General features: G+C 58.9%; 13 protein-coding genes. 2 read left to right on the top strand and 11 right to left on the bottom strand.

Translation table 11 applies throughout. The annotated features are described in order from the left end of the window. Positions 1-303 precede the first annotated feature (303 nt). On the bottom strand, positions 304-1,050 hold the full coding sequence (locus tag AAC083_RS02490) for a hypothetical protein (RefSeq protein WP_108537946.1): 747 nt from the start codon (positions 1,048-1,050) through the stop codon (positions 304-306). A gap of 208 nt (positions 1,051-1,258) precedes the next feature. Here AAC083_RS02490 and AAC083_RS02485 point away from each other — a divergent pair, with 208 nt between their 5' ends. Then, entirely contained in the window at positions 1,259-1,687 is a 429-nt protein-coding gene (locus AAC083_RS02485; RefSeq protein ID WP_042035749.1) for a universal stress protein, read from the top strand. 77 nt (positions 1,688-1,764) lie between these two features. Here the strand turns inward: AAC083_RS02485 and AAC083_RS02480 are convergent, their stop codons facing one another. The 6 genes from AAC083_RS02480 to gpt form a co-directional block, all read right to left on the bottom strand. Continuing rightward, positions 1,765-2,400, bottom strand: coding sequence for a murein L,D-transpeptidase catalytic domain family protein (locus AAC083_RS02480; RefSeq protein ID WP_042035750.1), 636 nt, complete (start codon positions 2,398-2,400; stop codon positions 1,765-1,767). 156 nt (positions 2,401-2,556) lie between these two features. Beyond that, positions 2,557-3,810 (bottom strand): glutamate-5-semialdehyde dehydrogenase, encoded by a 1,254-nt coding sequence (locus AAC083_RS02475; protein WP_108537945.1) that lies wholly within the window; start codon positions 3,808-3,810, stop codon positions 2,557-2,559. A gap of 35 nt (positions 3,811-3,845) precedes the next feature. Further along, entirely contained in the window at positions 3,846-4,949 is a 1,104-nt protein-coding gene (gene proB, locus AAC083_RS02470) for a glutamate 5-kinase (protein WP_108537944.1), read from the bottom strand. A gap of 208 nt (positions 4,950-5,157) precedes the next feature. Continuing rightward, positions 5,158-5,550, bottom strand: coding sequence for a sigma factor-binding protein Crl (crl, locus tag AAC083_RS02465; protein WP_108537943.1), 393 nt, complete (start codon positions 5,548-5,550; stop codon positions 5,158-5,160). Between the two features lie 59 nt (positions 5,551-5,609). Beyond that, entirely contained in the window at positions 5,610-6,878 is a 1,269-nt protein-coding gene (frsA, locus tag AAC083_RS02460; protein WP_108537942.1) for an esterase FrsA, read from the bottom strand. A gap of 110 nt (positions 6,879-6,988) precedes the next feature. Further along, positions 6,989-7,456 carry a xanthine phosphoribosyltransferase gene (gpt, locus tag AAC083_RS02455; RefSeq protein WP_042035757.1) on the bottom strand — a complete coding sequence of 156 codons (468 nt, stop codon included), beginning with the start codon at positions 7,454-7,456 and terminating at the stop codon, positions 6,989-6,991. Positions 7,457-8,382: 926 nt separating this feature from the next. Here gpt and AAC083_RS02450 point away from each other — a divergent pair. Then, entirely contained in the window at positions 8,383-9,834 is a 1,452-nt protein-coding gene (locus AAC083_RS02450; RefSeq protein WP_042035758.1) for an aminoacyl-histidine dipeptidase, read from the top strand. 709 nt (positions 9,835-10,543) lie between these two features. Here the strand turns inward: AAC083_RS02450 and AAC083_RS02445 are convergent. The 4 genes from AAC083_RS02445 to AAC083_RS02430 all read right to left on the bottom strand — a co-directional run. Further along, entirely contained in the window at positions 10,544-11,545 is a 1,002-nt protein-coding gene (locus AAC083_RS02445) for an ABC transporter ATP-binding protein (protein WP_108537940.1), read from the bottom strand. Continuing rightward, a complete protein-coding gene (locus tag AAC083_RS02440) occupies positions 11,542-12,600 on the bottom strand; it encodes an ABC transporter ATP-binding protein (RefSeq protein ID WP_108537939.1) in 1,059 nt (352 codons plus the stop codon). Before AAC083_RS02440 ends, AAC083_RS02445 begins: the two co-directional genes overlap by 4 nt. 25 nt (positions 12,601-12,625) lie before the next feature. Further along, on the bottom strand, positions 12,626-14,443 hold the full coding sequence (locus AAC083_RS02435) for an extracellular solute-binding protein (RefSeq protein WP_108537938.1): 1,818 nt from the start codon (positions 14,441-14,443) through the stop codon (positions 12,626-12,628). Between the two features lie 82 nt (positions 14,444-14,525). Beyond that, a partial coding sequence (locus AAC083_RS02430; protein WP_146181783.1) for an ABC transporter permease subunit occupies positions 14,526-14,798 on the bottom strand: 273 nt, incomplete at its 5' end.

Below are 14,798 nucleotides of genomic sequence, written 5' to 3'. Positions count from 1 at the left end.
AAGGCTGCATGAACCTGGCAGCTTCGGTCAACGTGATCCTGTATGACCGCTTGGCCAAACGCATACGGGCCGGGCGAGCAGAGTAAACGTGTTTATCTGTTCCCTCATTTTTGCCGATTTTGCTTCTCATTGAGCCATTTTGCTGTGGGGGTCACCAGATGTACTACTGCCAGTAGAAGCTATATCGCTGCGGCCGTTGGCAGCTGATGGTAGGGGCACTTGCATCTTATCTCTCTGGGTGTTCGATGGATCTATCTTTCTATCGACCAAAGAACGCGTTGCTTCTCTTCCTTCTATAGAGCATCAGTTATCGTCTGGCTCGACCCTTTGTTCCAGCTCCTTGATAAAACCTCGATAGTAATCATGGAGCTGGTAACGGCGGTAGATCTCGGCCAGGGTACCATTCCGGATCAGCCGCACCATGCCATGATCCCAGACCTGTTGCAGGTGCCCCCCCCGTTCGGTATCAGCAAAGATGGGGTAGGTCGGGATCCAGCGCAGGAAGGTACGATTCATGTTGGCAGGGATGGCGTCAGCCGAGTAGAGCACACCGGCGGTCAGGTAGTAGCGGTAGCGCTCCTTGGCAAGCAGTTGCAGCGCCATGTCGTGGCTGTCGATCTCGTGCCAGCGCATGTTGACCGGGATGTACTTGTCAAAGGCCCAGCCTCGCAGCCACAGCACCCCCTCTCCTTCCAGACTGGTCTCGCCGAGCCATTGGGGCTGCCACTTCTTGAGCATCAGCACGGTCAGATCGTCGGCCGAGGCGGGATAATCCGGCTGGCGTACGCCGCTGACTTCATCCCGATAAACCCCCATCGCCATGTCCCCCCCCTTCTGCGCTACCACCGCCAGCGCCCGTTTGTAGGGCACTATGTGCGGGATCACCTCATAGCCATGGGGCTGATAGATGGCCCTGACGATATCCAGATAGACGCCCCGTCCATCCGGTAGGCAGAAACCGGGCCAGTCATCGCAATAGACATGCAGGGGATCGGCCCGACCGGGCAGGGAAAACAGAAGAAACAGCAATGCAAACAGCAGACGAACCATGTTTAACCATTTCCTCGGTGCCGATGTTTTCATCCAACGGATCAACCCGCGCGATGAATGTACCCAAGCCATACCACATCATAAGAAGATCTGGCGCTGAATCACCTCTTTTTCCCAGTTTTGAGAGCCAGTCGAGGGTTATAACCCTCTTAATGGGTATCATTGAAAATAAGATTCATTAGTAACCCAACCATAGGGGAGTCTTCATATGTCATCCATCAAAACCCTGCTCTGCCCCGTCGATTTTTCCCAGATGTCGCAGTCAGTGCTCGACTATGCGGTGTTCATGGCCCAAAGCCATCAAGCGGAACTCAAGTTGGTCCATGTGGTGGATCAACTGCATGGTTTCGACAGCTACAAGATCCTGCACATGACCGCCATCGAGATCACCCACGAGATGGAACGCCAGGCCAAGACCCAGCTGAAAGAGCTGGTCGCCAGCCTGCCCATTCCCGCCACCTTCGAGGTGCGCTTCGGCCGTGCCGCAGACGAGATCGTCATTCAGGCGAAAGAGGAAAAGGTCGATCTTGTGGTCATGGGCAGCCACGGCCGTTCCGGCCTCAGCCACCTGCTGGTGGGCAGCGTCGCCGAGTCCGTGGTGCGTCACGCCCCCTGCCCCGTGCTGGTCGTGCGTTAGCGCTCGGCCCGTCACCGCGCAACAAGTAACAGTAAGGCCAGCACTCGTGCTGGCCTTACTCATGTGGGGGGCGCACCTCAGCCGTGGGCATAGATGACGCTTCCCCCCTTAATGATGTCTATGATGGCCCTGGACAACTCCTTGGGCAGCGCGGGACAACCCCAGCTGCGACCCAGCTTGTCATATTTGCGCAGATGCCGCGGGCTGGCATAGTCGGCTCCGTGCACCACGATGGCACGTTTGCGGGCATTGCTGTTCTTGCCCGGGCTCAAGCCATCGAGGCGCAGCGAATAGCCATGCTTGCCCTGATAGGTCTCGGCGGTACGATAGACGCCGAGGGAACTCTGCATGGAATTGAGCTGGTTGGAAAACTGTCGGGCAGCCAGCTCGCCCGAGTTGCGACCGTGGCTGACCCAGGTGTGGTAGAGCAGTTTGTGACGCTTCAGGTCGATCACGAACAGCCGACGCTGGGTCGAGGGTTTGCTGTAGTCGATGATGGTGAGTATGGGTTTGCGCTTGTGACGCACGCTTTGATAACTGTTGATGGCCTTGCGAAACACCTGATGGTCGAGCTTGCCTGCCAACCCCAGCTGGCGATAGAGATCCTGATCCCAGCTGGCGTGGCTGCTGGTGCTGAAACAGAGCGCCCCCAGCAGCAGCGGCAAGCTCAACCAGAGCCATCCTAGCCGCACAATCCTATCTGTTTGCTTCATCCTTGAATCTGCTCCCGTTTTTGTTGGTAGTGCAGCGTGCAACGTATCGCCACACCCTGCTGGATAGTTATATGCAAGCCTCTGATGAGTCGCAAGAAAAGAGCATAAAAATGCCGACCTGAGTCGGCATGATTCCAGCAGGTGTTGGCAACGTACTCAGGCACGGATCAGATAGTCAGCCAATCCCACCCACTTGTAGCTGGTCAGTTCGGTCAACCCCATGGGGCCACGGGCGTGCAACATCTGGGTCGAGACCGCCACCTCGGCGCCCAGGCCGAACTGGCCACCATCGGTGAAGCGGGTGGAGGCATTGACGTAAACAGCGGCCGAACCGGCGCCATTGACGAACCGCTCGGCATTGCTCAGGTCGTTGGTGAGGATGGCATCCGAGTGACCGGCGTTATGCTCGCGCATGTGGGCCAGCGCCTCGTTCACGTCCGCCACCAGCCGGATCCCCAGGGTCAACCCCAGCCATTCGGTGTCAAAATCGTCCAGACCTGCCTCGCGCAGGTTGTCGGCGCCAGCCAGCAGTGCCATGGCGTTGGGGGCGGCCACCAGGGCCACCTTGCGCTCGTTCATCAGGCTGACCAGCTGCGGCAGCAAGGCTGCGGCCACGTTTTCATGTACCAACAGGGTGTCGAGGGCGTTGCAGGCGGAGGGGCGCTGCACCTTGGCATTGTCGATGACCGCCAATGAGCGTACCAGATCGGCGCTCTCGTCCACGAAAACATGGCTGATGCCAAAGCCGCCGATGATGACGGGGATGGAGCTGTTCTCCTTGCACATCTTGTGCAGCCCGGCACCACCACGGGGGATGATCATGTCCACGTAGCGATCGAGACGCAGCAGCTCGCCCACCAGCGCCCGATCCGGATTGTCGATGTACTGTACCGCCTCGGCAGGCAGACCTGTGGCGGCTAGCGCACGCTGGATCACCCGCACCAGCTCCAGATTGGAGTGGAAGGTCTCGCGCCCGCCGCGCAGTATACTGGCGTTGCCTGTCTTGAGGCAGAGGCTGGCGATGTCGATGGTGACGTTGGGGCGAGCCTCGTAGATGACGCCAATGACACCAATCGGCACCCGACGACGCGAGAGGCGCAGGCCGTTCTCCAGCACCCGGCTGTCGATTTCGGCACCGACCGGATCATCCAGGGTGATCACCTTGCGCACATCCGCCACTATCCCCGCCAGCCGGTCCGGGTTGAGCAGCAAACGATCCAGCATGGCATCCGACAATCCGGCCTCTCGGCCGGCCGCTATGTCCTTGTCGTTGGCAGCCAGGATCTGGCGGCTTCGCGCCTCCAGCTCGTCGGCAATGGCGGCCAGCGCCCTGTTTTTCTGCGCCGTGCTGATGGTCGCCAGCTGATAGGCGGCTTCGCGGGCCGCCTGCCCCATTTTCTCCAGACTCATCTCAGTTCCCTTTTATTCATGCCGATGCCGCCCAATCAGAGCAGCACCATGTCATCCCGGTGAATGGCCACGGCACCATAGCCGTAGCCCAATATCTGTTCTATCTGATCCGAGTGAACACCCCGCAGCTTCTCCAGCTCCAGATGGTCGTAACGGCAGATGCCACGGGCCAGCTCGACGCCCTTGGGATCGATAATACGCACCACGTCGCCGCGCACGAAATCTCCCTTCACTGAGACTATGCCCTTGGGCAGCAGGCTGGAGCCCTTCTCCTGCATGGCAGCCACGGCGCCCTGATCTACCCGAACCTCACCATGGGGGGGCGGGCCGGCCAAAATCCAGCTCTTGCGCCCTTCCAGCGGTGAGGCCAGCGCCGGGAACAAGGTGCCAATACGCTCACCCCTGGCGAGACGACCTATCACCTCCGGCATCTGGCCGGTGGCGATCACCACCTTGACCCCGGCCCGGCGCGCCACATCGGCCGCCTGCAGCTTGGTCGCCATGCCACCCGTGCCAAGACCACCGACACTGCCCCCCGCCAACTTGCGCAGGGTGTCATCTATGGTCTGCACCTCCTCGATCAGCTGGGCATCCGGGTTGCTGCGCGGATCAGCGGTGAACAAACCGGTTTGATCGGTCAGCAGGATCAAGAGGTCGGCATCGGCCAGAATGGCGGCGCGGGCGGAGAGGTTGTCGTTGTCACCCACCTTGATCTCGGCGGTCGCCACGGCATCGTTCTCGTTGATGACGGGAATGATGCGGTGATCAAGCAGGGTGCGCAGGGTATCCCGGGCATTGAGGTAACGCTCGCGGTCTTCCAGATCGGCGCGGGTCAGCAACATCTGGCCAATATGCAACCCATAGAGGTTGAACAGATCCTGCCACACCCGAATGAGCTGGGTCTGGCCAACCGCCGCCAGCATCTGCTTGTTGGGCAGGGTCGACGCCAGCGGAGGGTGGCCCAGATGTTCACGCCCGGCGGCGATGGCACCCGAGGTGACCACCACGACTCTGTGGCCGTGACGGTGCAGGGCCGCACACTGCCTGACCAGCTCCACCATGTGGGCACGGTTAAGCTGGGAAGATCCCCCGGTGAGCACGCTGGTGCCCAGTTTGACGACTATGGTTCTGTTTTCCATGGGAGCAAGAAGGCTGAAAAGTAAGGAATCCCTTTATACCCACGGCCCTGTTGCCCTGCAAGGCAATTAAGCCCGCAAGCGCTGCGTGGACGAAGGAAGCTTGCCCTGTGGCGAGAGGCAGCAGGCTTGAAGAGATAAATGGGTAACCGCGGACGGTGGGACCAGATGGCCCTGCGAGTGAATACAACCCTCGCAGGGCATCAGCACATCAGGCGGCGGTGACAGCCAGCTCATTGGTCACCTGCTCGGCAGGGACCAGCCGACACTCCAGCAAGGTGAGCTTGTCACTGATGAGCTTGTAGAAGCGGTTGAGGGTGCGCTCGACTTCCACCTGATGCTTCTTCGGGATTGGCTTGTTGATCCAGGCCCCTTCCGCATTGTAGAAACCGACCTGATAGTGATAACGGAAGCTGTGATCCTGCTGCTCCAGCACCAACCACCACCCCCAGAACTCCCGCTTGTCCGGCGCCGGTTTGGCGCTGACGCAGACGGAGAGACAGTCGAAACGGTAGCGCCCCTCTTCACACAGATCTTCACGTAAATAGGGGCCAATCGCAGCAAACTGCCTCAGCAATCGCTTGTAAGTCACTTTTTCTGACATGTTAACCTCCCTGTGAACAAGCCATATCATCCTGGGATGACGTTATTTTTAACGCTACATCATGTACATAGATATTTTTTAAGCCACTTGGCCATCTCTTTCAACGCCTCGTCATATACCTCCTGCAAAGGCTGCTTATCAAACACCACCGCCTTGCCATTGCGGCTAGCGGACGCCAATGCCCGTACATCCTGCTCGGGACAAATGAAATCTTTCTTGTGTCCGATGCTTAATATCGGCACGGAAGTGTGAGTCCCCAACAATCCTTGCGTCTTGAGGGAAAAGACCTGGCACTTGGTACGCAACGACTCCCACTGGGCCGCGTCGGCCCCAAGGCGATTCGCCAGCTCGTCGCGCATCATGCGTGGGCAGCGGGCGAACATCTCCCCATTGGTGAACACCTGATTGACACCCGCCCCTATGCAGACCACTGTCCTGAGCTTGAACGGCTCGATGAAGGCCAGCCGCGCCGCCACATTGCCTGCCAGACGAAAGCCCACCATGGCGATACGCTCATGATCGACCCAGGCCACCTCTGACAAGTGATTCAATACAGCCTGATGCAGCCGACTGGTGTCTTGCACTAGCGGCCAGTGCTCGGCATAGCCGATACCCGGCATATCCAGCGATAGCATGCCGATGCCGTTGGGCTCCAGGCATTTGAGATAGAGGTTGAGGAAATCGACCTGCAGCGAGTCGATGCCGCCGCTGACGATGACCAGGGGTACGGGCTTGTCCGTGGTCGGCAGATGAAGGTAGCCTTGAATGCTCTTGCCGCGAAATGGCACCTGTATCTCTTTGAGGGGTACCTTGAACAGGCGGCCCGCCTCGCGGTAGGCCATGTTGCCGAGCAGCTGGGCCTGATCCGCCAGCTCGTCATTCTTCAGATGGGGATAACTGGCGATGGAGTAGTAACGCACTGCCCTGAGCAGATCTTTCAGGGCGGCCGCCGAGTCACCCTGCTCCACCAGCGCACGGCCCTGTTTGAAGTAACGACCGGCCAGCTGGCTCCACTCATAGACCCAGTTACCGGACACATAACCCTTGATGGTATCCAGGTAACGTTCGTGGGTGCGTTCCCCTTTTCCCATGGCGATGCAAGCCAGCGTCTGCTCCATCTCGACCGGATCCGCCCCCTGCCAGACCCAGGTTGGCCGGCGCAGCAGACGATACCAGCGCGATGACATAACGCCATCGATAAAGGTCTCGTCCAGATTGGCATCTTGCTCTTCCACCGGGCTGCTGTTGGAGATCTCGGAGGTCTCCAGCACCTTCTTGACCCGGGTAAAAAGCTTCTCGGTCAGGTTAAGGTCGTCGTTCAAGTCCAAGGTAATTACTCATACTGTCATGCAATGGCTCCATCTTAACCACGTTTCCCCTCTGGCAGCCAGTTGCAGCGCAAAAAAACAGGGCTCCAAATAGGAGCCCTGTGAAGCTGTTATTCTTCGTCGCAGATCGGCTGGGCAAATTCCAGCGCCATGTCCCATGGCTGCTCAATCCAGGTATCTTGCGGAATGGCGACCTCGAAGTCATCCACCAGCGGCTCGCCCATGGGCTTGGCGAAGATGGTGATGAACTTGGCCTTGGGATAGAGTTCGCGGATCGCCTTGGCGGTGCCACCAGTGTCCACCAGATCGTCCACCACCAACCAGCCTTCACCATCACCCGCCGTAGTGGCAGCCTTGACCACCATCAGATCACGCTGGTTGTTGTGGTCGTAGCTGGAGATGCACAGGGTTTCGACATTACGGATGCCAAGTTCGCGAGCCATCAGCGCGGCCGGGACCAGACCACCACGGCTGACCGCGATGATCCCTTTCCACTGGCTGACAGGCAGTTGACGACGGGCCAGACGGCGCGCTTCACGTTGCAGGTTATCCCACGACACATAAAACTTTTTTGGCATACTATCGATCTCAACGAGTTATAAAAACAATCACTTAAGACATAAAATCCGTGCTGACACACGCGATTCGGTCAATTCTGGCGCCCCTGCTTCCCGAATTCGGCTTGCACTTTGGCTGCCTCAGGGCTGGTACCTCGGCAGCAAAAACAGATTCTATGAAAGCAGGATGGGCATAGCTGGCGGCCATGTCGTTTGGAGCAAAGACCGCAGACAGGCTGTTGGGCCGGCATGATAGCATCGTTTACAGATAAATTGACTGGCAAACGTATGCGAAATGCAGGAAAAAACGGAGCAGCCCTCCTGCAATCCAGCCCGGCGCCAGGCATACGTACGCCTTTCACTGCATCCGTTTCCGCAGGTTGCAGATAAAAAAATAGCAGGGGGAGGATGTCATCCTCACTCACCTGCTGCTGCATCTTGCTGCTTGCCCCCGGCGGGGCTCCCCTGGCTTAACGGTAAGCGAAGGGATTCGGGTAGCTATAACCCTGGGTGTAGAGCGATTGGGCAAACCAATAGGTTGAATTGCTGCCTGACATAGTAAAACTCCTGATTGCTTAACAAGTTACGTACCTTTATGCGGGCTCAGATCCTTGAACAGACACTCGGTTCCATGGAGGCGCACTTGCTTTGCTTCGGTTCCCTGGAGGCATACATCGTCATCCTGACGGGTGGCGAACCACGGCCACCAATTTACCAGCCGGCGCCATAAATACAATATTTTTGTGACGTGAGTCACATATTTTATTGTGTGCCGGGCTTGGTCACCTCAACCTCGGCTGTACCCTGTGAACACACCGATGACCAGCACAAGCCGCACGCAATTTGCGCAGATCGATCACATTTTTGTGTGATTGACTGTATTATCGTTATCCTCTTCCTCGGCCCTCTGGGCCCGGTCATTTTCCGTGCTGGTAAGGAGTCCCGACGTGGCACAGCTTAGTTCTCTCTCTCCCAAACTGATTTGGCATTTCTTCGAACAGATCTGCTCCATTCCCCACCCTTCCAAGCACGAAGCCCGCTTAAGCGCCTGGATAGTCGAGTGGGCCCAGGGGGAAGGCCTGGCCGTCAAGCAAGACACTGTGGGCAACATCATCATCAAGAAACCGGCCACCCCCGGGATGGAAAACCGCAAGGGTGTGGTGCTGCAGGCCCATATCGATATGGTGCCCCAGGCCAATGCCGATACCCGCCACGACTTCACCAAAGATCCTATCGATGCCTATATAGACGGTGACTGGGTGACGGCCCGCGGTACCACCCTCGGTGCCGACAACGGCATGGGCATGGCTGGTTGCCTGGCCGTGCTGGCCGACAAGAGCCTCAAGCATGGCCCACTGGAAGTGCTGCTGACCACGGACGAAGAGACCGGCATGACGGGCGCATTCGGGCTGGAAGCGGGCTGGCTGGAAGGCGAGATCCTGCTCAACACAGACTCGGAAGAGGATGGTGAGGTCTACATGGGTTGCGCCGGTGGCGTGGATGCCAATATTCGCTTCCCGCTGGAGCTGGTAGCCCCTACCGAAGGTGAAGGGTTTGAACTGCAGGTGAAGGGGCTGCGTGGTGGTCACTCCGGCGTCGACATCCATCGCGGTCGTGGCAACGCCAACAAGCTGCTGGTGCGTCTGCTCAAGGCGGCCGAACCGCTGGGCCTGCGTCTGGCCGAGATCCACGGTGGCACCCTGCGCAACGCCATCCCGCGCGAAGCCCGTGCCAAGCTGCTGGTGCCCGCCGCCCACGTCAATGAATTCAAGGCCCTGGTCGACCGCTATGCCGGCATCTACCAGAGCGAGCTGGCGGCCACCGAAGCCAACCTGACTGTGCTGCTCACCGCTCATGAGAAACCGACCAAGCTGATGAGCGACAACCTGCAGGCACGCCTGCTGGACGCCCTCATGGCCTGCCCGAACGGTGTCATTCGCATGAGCGATGCCATCCCGGGCGTCACCGAGACCTCCACCAACCTCGGCGTCATCAAGACGCTCGACGGCGAGGTGTATGTACAGTGCCTGATCCGCTCCCTCATCGACTCCGGTCGCGAGAGCGTCGAGCAGATGACCCGCTCCCTGTTCAATCTGGCCGGTGCCAGCTGCGAATTTACCGGTGCCTATCCTGGCTGGGCACCGGACGTGGACTCCCCGGTAATGGCATTGGTGCGCAACAGCTACCAGACCCTGTTCGGCGAGATGCCCAACGTCATGGTGATCCACGCAGGCCTCGAGTGCGGCCTGTTCAAGAGCGCCTATCCGGACTGGGACATGGTCTCCTTCGGCCCGACCATACGCGGTGCACACTCGCCGGATGAGAAGGTGCACATCCCGGCCGTCGAGCGCTTCTGGCAGTTGCTGGTCCATGTACTGGAACAAATCCCGGCCAAGTAAGCCTGCCGGCTCATCAGCGGGAGCCGACCTCTGACCTTCAGCGAAAGAGGCTGAGCCCGCTGCCGACATGATTCATACCCCGCCCGGTGCGGGGTATTTTTTTGCACACTGGTGTCCGCCATCGCCAGGATCCATGCACACCAGTGCCGCTTTCCTTTTAATGCCCAGCCCCTTCACTTACCCAGCAGGGGCTCACTTTTGGCCCGCCATGTTGCCCAGAATGACTCTGAAACCGTCTCCATGAACAAAACTGGGTTTGAAAACCCTTTCCATGATTTATGTAAATTTACCACACAAAAAGTTGATCCAGCTCACATAAGGCCATAGGATCAAATTGTGACTCAAGTCACACACTACAACTAGATAACAGAGCGATGAGGTGAATATATGTTTGAGAACCTGGCAGTACTGTTCCACCTTAAGGGTGCAACCAGCAAGAAAGGCGCCGTAGAGAAAGACGCCTACGCCCCGTCAACCCGTGAGTATTACTTCCGTTACGGTGCCTGATACATCGGGAAAACAGATTTTACGTAGTAAAATTACACACATCATAATGATTGCCACAGCCATCCCCTCTCGGGGCCGCTGTCCTGCCCTGGCCAGACTTTCCACGGCCAAACCTGAACTCCAATCATGAAGATGGGGCCCACAGGCCCCATTTTTTATTGCTTGTCTCCTGTGCCACTCTGTTGCGATGCGGGCACCGGCATCATATCGCCTTTCCCAGGGGCACAACCTCCGCTGCAACCAGGGGGAAGTGGCAGGCTACCTGATGGGCCGTCCCGTCACAGATCTGCAGACTTGGCGCCGTATGGCGGCACAGCTCGGTGGCATAGGGGCAACGCTGGTGAAAATGGCAGCCGCTCGGCGGCGAGATGGGGGACGGCACATCGCCGGTCAGCAGGATGCGCTGGCTGCGCCGCCGTGGATCCGGCACCGGAATGGCCGAAATCAGCGCCTGGGTGTAGGGGTGACGTGGCGCCAGATAGAGCGCTTGAGCCTCCGCCAGTTCGACGATCCTGCCTAAATACATCACCGCAATCCGATCCGAGATGTGTTTGACCACCGACAGATCGTGAGCGATGAAGATGATGGAGAGGTTCATCTCCCGCTGCAGGCTGAGCAGCAGGTTGACGATCTGGGACTGCACCGAGACATCGAGCGCCGATACCGCCTCGTCGCACACCAGCAGCTTGGGCTTGAGGGCGATGGCACGGGCGATGCCGATGCGCTGGCGCTGACCACCGGAAAACTCGTGAGGATAGCGATCCACCGCGCTGCCTGGCAGGCCCACTTTTTCCAGCAACTCCTGCACCCAGACGCGGCGCTGCTCACCATTGCCCTTGCCGTGGATGATAAAGGGCTCCTCCAAAATCTGGCCCACGGTGTGGCGGCTGTTGAGGGATTCTGCAGGATCCTGAAACACCATCTGCATCTCTTGGCGCAGGGAGCGCATCTCCTTCGGGCTGAGCGCTGTGATATCACGCCCCTCGAAGGTGATGGTGCCCGCGGTCGGCTCGAACAGCTTGAGCAGGCTGCGCCCGAGGGTGGATTTGCCGCAACCCGATTCGCCCACCAGCCCCAGCGTCTCCCCCTGTTTCAGGTCGAAGCTGACGCCATCCACTGCGTGAACCGTATATTTCTTGCGCAGAAACCCGCCGCCCAGCCGGAAGTGCTGTTTCAGGTCCCTGACCGATAACAGGGTACTCATACGGTCAACTCCTTCCAGTAGTGACAGGCGACATGGTGACGCGAGTTTAGTTGTTCTACTGCCGGAATGGCACTGACACAGAGGTCGGTTGCGTGAGGGCAGCGGTTGGAGAAGCGGCAACCAGCGGGCATTTCGTGCAGGGCCGGTACCTGTCCCTTGATGGTCTTGAGCAGGCTCTTGGGCTCATCCTCCAGGCGCGGGATCGAGCTCATCAAACCGTGGGTATAGGGGTGACGGGGATGGTCAAACAACTCGAACACATCGGCCTGCTCCACCGCGCGGCCGGCGTACATCACCACCACTTCGTCGCACAGCTCCGCCACAACCCCCAGATCGTGGGTGATAAAGATGATGGCCATCCCGGTCTGGGCTTGCAGCTCTTTCATCAGTTCGAGGATCTGGGCCTGAATGGTGACATCCAGCGCCGTGGTCGGTTCGTCGCAGATAAGCAAGTCCGGCTCACAGGAGAGCGCCATGGCGATCATCACCCGCTGGCGCATGCCGCCGGAGAGGTTGTGAGGGTAAACGGCAAAGCGCTGGGCAGGCTCAGGGATCCCCACCTTCTGCAGCATGGCGATGGCCGCGGCTTTGCGCTGGGCCTTGTCATACTCGGGGCGATGGAGGCGAAATACCTCCATCAGTTGCTCACCGACCGTCTGCACCGGGTTGAGGGCCGTCATCGGCTCCTGAAAGATCATCGAGATGCGGTTTCCGCGCACCTTGTACATCTGATCCGGCGCCAGCGTGAGCAGATCCTCCCCCTGAAAGCGGATGGAACCGGCCACCACCTGACCGTGGGGTTTGGGCAAGAGCCCCATGATGGCGAGCGAGGTGACGCTCTTGCCACAGCCGGACTCGCCGACGATCCCCAGCGTCTGGCCCGGGGCCACCTTGAAGCTGACCCCGTCGAGCACCTTGATCTTGCCGTCATCGACGGCAAACTCCACCTCGAGATCGCTTACCTCAAGAATCGAGGCCTGGTTCTGGCCGTTATCAACGGCGAACTCCCCCCCGTCATCCGGTACGTCAAGGATGGGGGCCTGGGTGTTGGGCATAACGGCTGCTCCCTTCTCAATGGCATCAATGACGTGCATGGGTCTGGTCGAGCAGGTTGATGGGCGCCAGCGCCTCCCCTGCCTCCTTGGCTTTCAAGGTCTCTTCCTTCACCTTGGGATCCAGCCAGAGCAGGCCGCCACTGCTGTGGGGATAGCCATCCATGGGCCAGTAGAGCAGATCCGGCGTGTTCTGGGTGGCAGGCACCTCGGGCAGCATCACATGACGCCAGCTGCTGGCCCGCACATAGTTGAGCTGCACCCCGGGCACGAAGATGGCGAGATCATAGATACGCTGCTGGATCTGCTGGGAGAGCTTGGCCCGCTTGGCGGTATCAAACTCGGCGCCATAGGCATCGATCAGGGAATCCAACTCCTTGTCCGCCACGTTGAACAGGTTGTTGGTCTGCGGCTTGTTGGCATTGTCCGAGTGGAACGACTCCCAGTACTGCGGATAGAGGCCGCCGCCGCCCCAGCCAAGCCAGGCCGCCTCGTGTTTCTTCTCCAGCATCACTTTGAAGCCGGTAGCACCATCCACCAAGTTAAGCTCCAGATCCAGACCCGCCTTCTTGGCCTCTTCCCTGAGCACGGTCAGTCGCTTGGAGTGCTCCTGGCTGGTATAGGTGAGCGCCAGCGTCAACCGCTCGCCCTTGTCATTTTGCAGAATGCCGTCCGGCCCCGGCTTGTTGTAGCCAGCCTTGGCAAAGTATTCACGCGCCTTGCCGATGTCATAAGCCCGCTCCGGCAACTTGACCTCGGTGAACTCGCCAAAGCCCGATCCGAAGGTGGTGGCTCTGTCGTAGTCGCCACGCAGCACAGTCTCAATCATCTTGTCGATGTTGAGGGCGTGCTGGATGCCGAGGCGCACATTCACGTCCGCCAGCTTGGGGTTGGCCATATTGAGGTGAACCCCCTGACCGCCCTGTTTGGTGTCTGTCATGGCCATCACCTTCTGCACATACCCCTTCTTGTATTCCGGGGTCACGGCTTTTTCATGCCACCAGTTGGGCAGGATCATCTCGAAGGTATCGAGCTCTCCTTTGAGGAAGTGACGAAATGCGATGTTGTGGTCCCGGATCACCTGCACCTTGATGGCGTCGATATTGAATCTGTGCTGGTTGTAGCGATCGTCTTTGGCCCACCAGTCCTGCTGCTTGCCAAAGGTGACAGACTTGCCCTTCTTCACGTCAGTCATCACATAGGGACCTGTCGTAGGTACCACGGCCCAGTTGTACTGCTTCACCCAGTTGGGCGTGAGCTTGTAGTAATGCTTGGGCTGGGGCCACAGCTCAGTGGTGTTGAGCAGGTCCAGCTTGGCTTTGCGGCTGCCCGCCTTGACCAGAATGGTATGGTCATCAATCTTCTCTACCGCCACCACTTCGGTGGTGTAGTAGTTGTTGAACCAGGGCCCCTTGATGTCCTTGGATCGCATCATCTCGTAGCCGAAGGTGTAGTCGTCGGCGGTGACCGGCTTGCCGTCGGACCATTTGGCCCGCGGATCCAGCTTGAAGTAGACGGTCTGGCTGTCTGGCGCGATGGCCCAGTGGGTCGCCAGCGATGGGATGGGGTTGCCGGTGTTGGGGTGAAAGCTGATCAGCCGCAGCTGGTTATCCTGGATGAAGGAGCGAAACGAACCGTTGGAGTCAGGCCCCACGGTGCGGAATGTCAGCGGGAAGCTGTCGATGAAGAGGTTGAGGCTGCCGCCCGGCAGCGCCTTGGAAGAGGCGAACACGGGGTCCGTGTCGTTGGTCTCCCACTTGAGATCAGCGGGCAGGCTGGCGGCCAATACCCAGGATCCATTCACCAGCAGAAAAAGTGCACCTATCCATTTGATTTTATTATTCATGTTTGACTTCCTGGTCTAGCCCCTGCACTGGGGTCTTGTCGATTTAAGGGTGAGTCACCCGGGGCCATGAAGGCGCCGTGGGTCACTGATAACGGGTAAATTTACGCGGGTCGAACGCCTCGCGGATCGCCTCGCCGATAAAGGAGACCATGATCAGCACCAGACTCACCGCCGCCACCACCGAACTGACGATCCAGATGGCATCCAGATTGTTGATCCCCTGCGAGAGCAGCTCGCCCCAACTCGGGGTCGGCGGTGCCAACCCGAAGCCCAGATAGTCCAGCGCCGTCAGGATGGATATGTTGCCCACCACGGCGAACGGCGCTAGGGTAACGATCATCATCAGGGTATTGGG

Source organism: Aeromonas sp. HMWF014 (assembly GCF_963878295.1).
GTDB lineage: Bacteria > Pseudomonadota > Gammaproteobacteria > Enterobacterales > Aeromonadaceae > Aeromonas > Aeromonas popoffii.
This window is presented reverse-complemented; position numbering and strand designations above follow the sequence as displayed.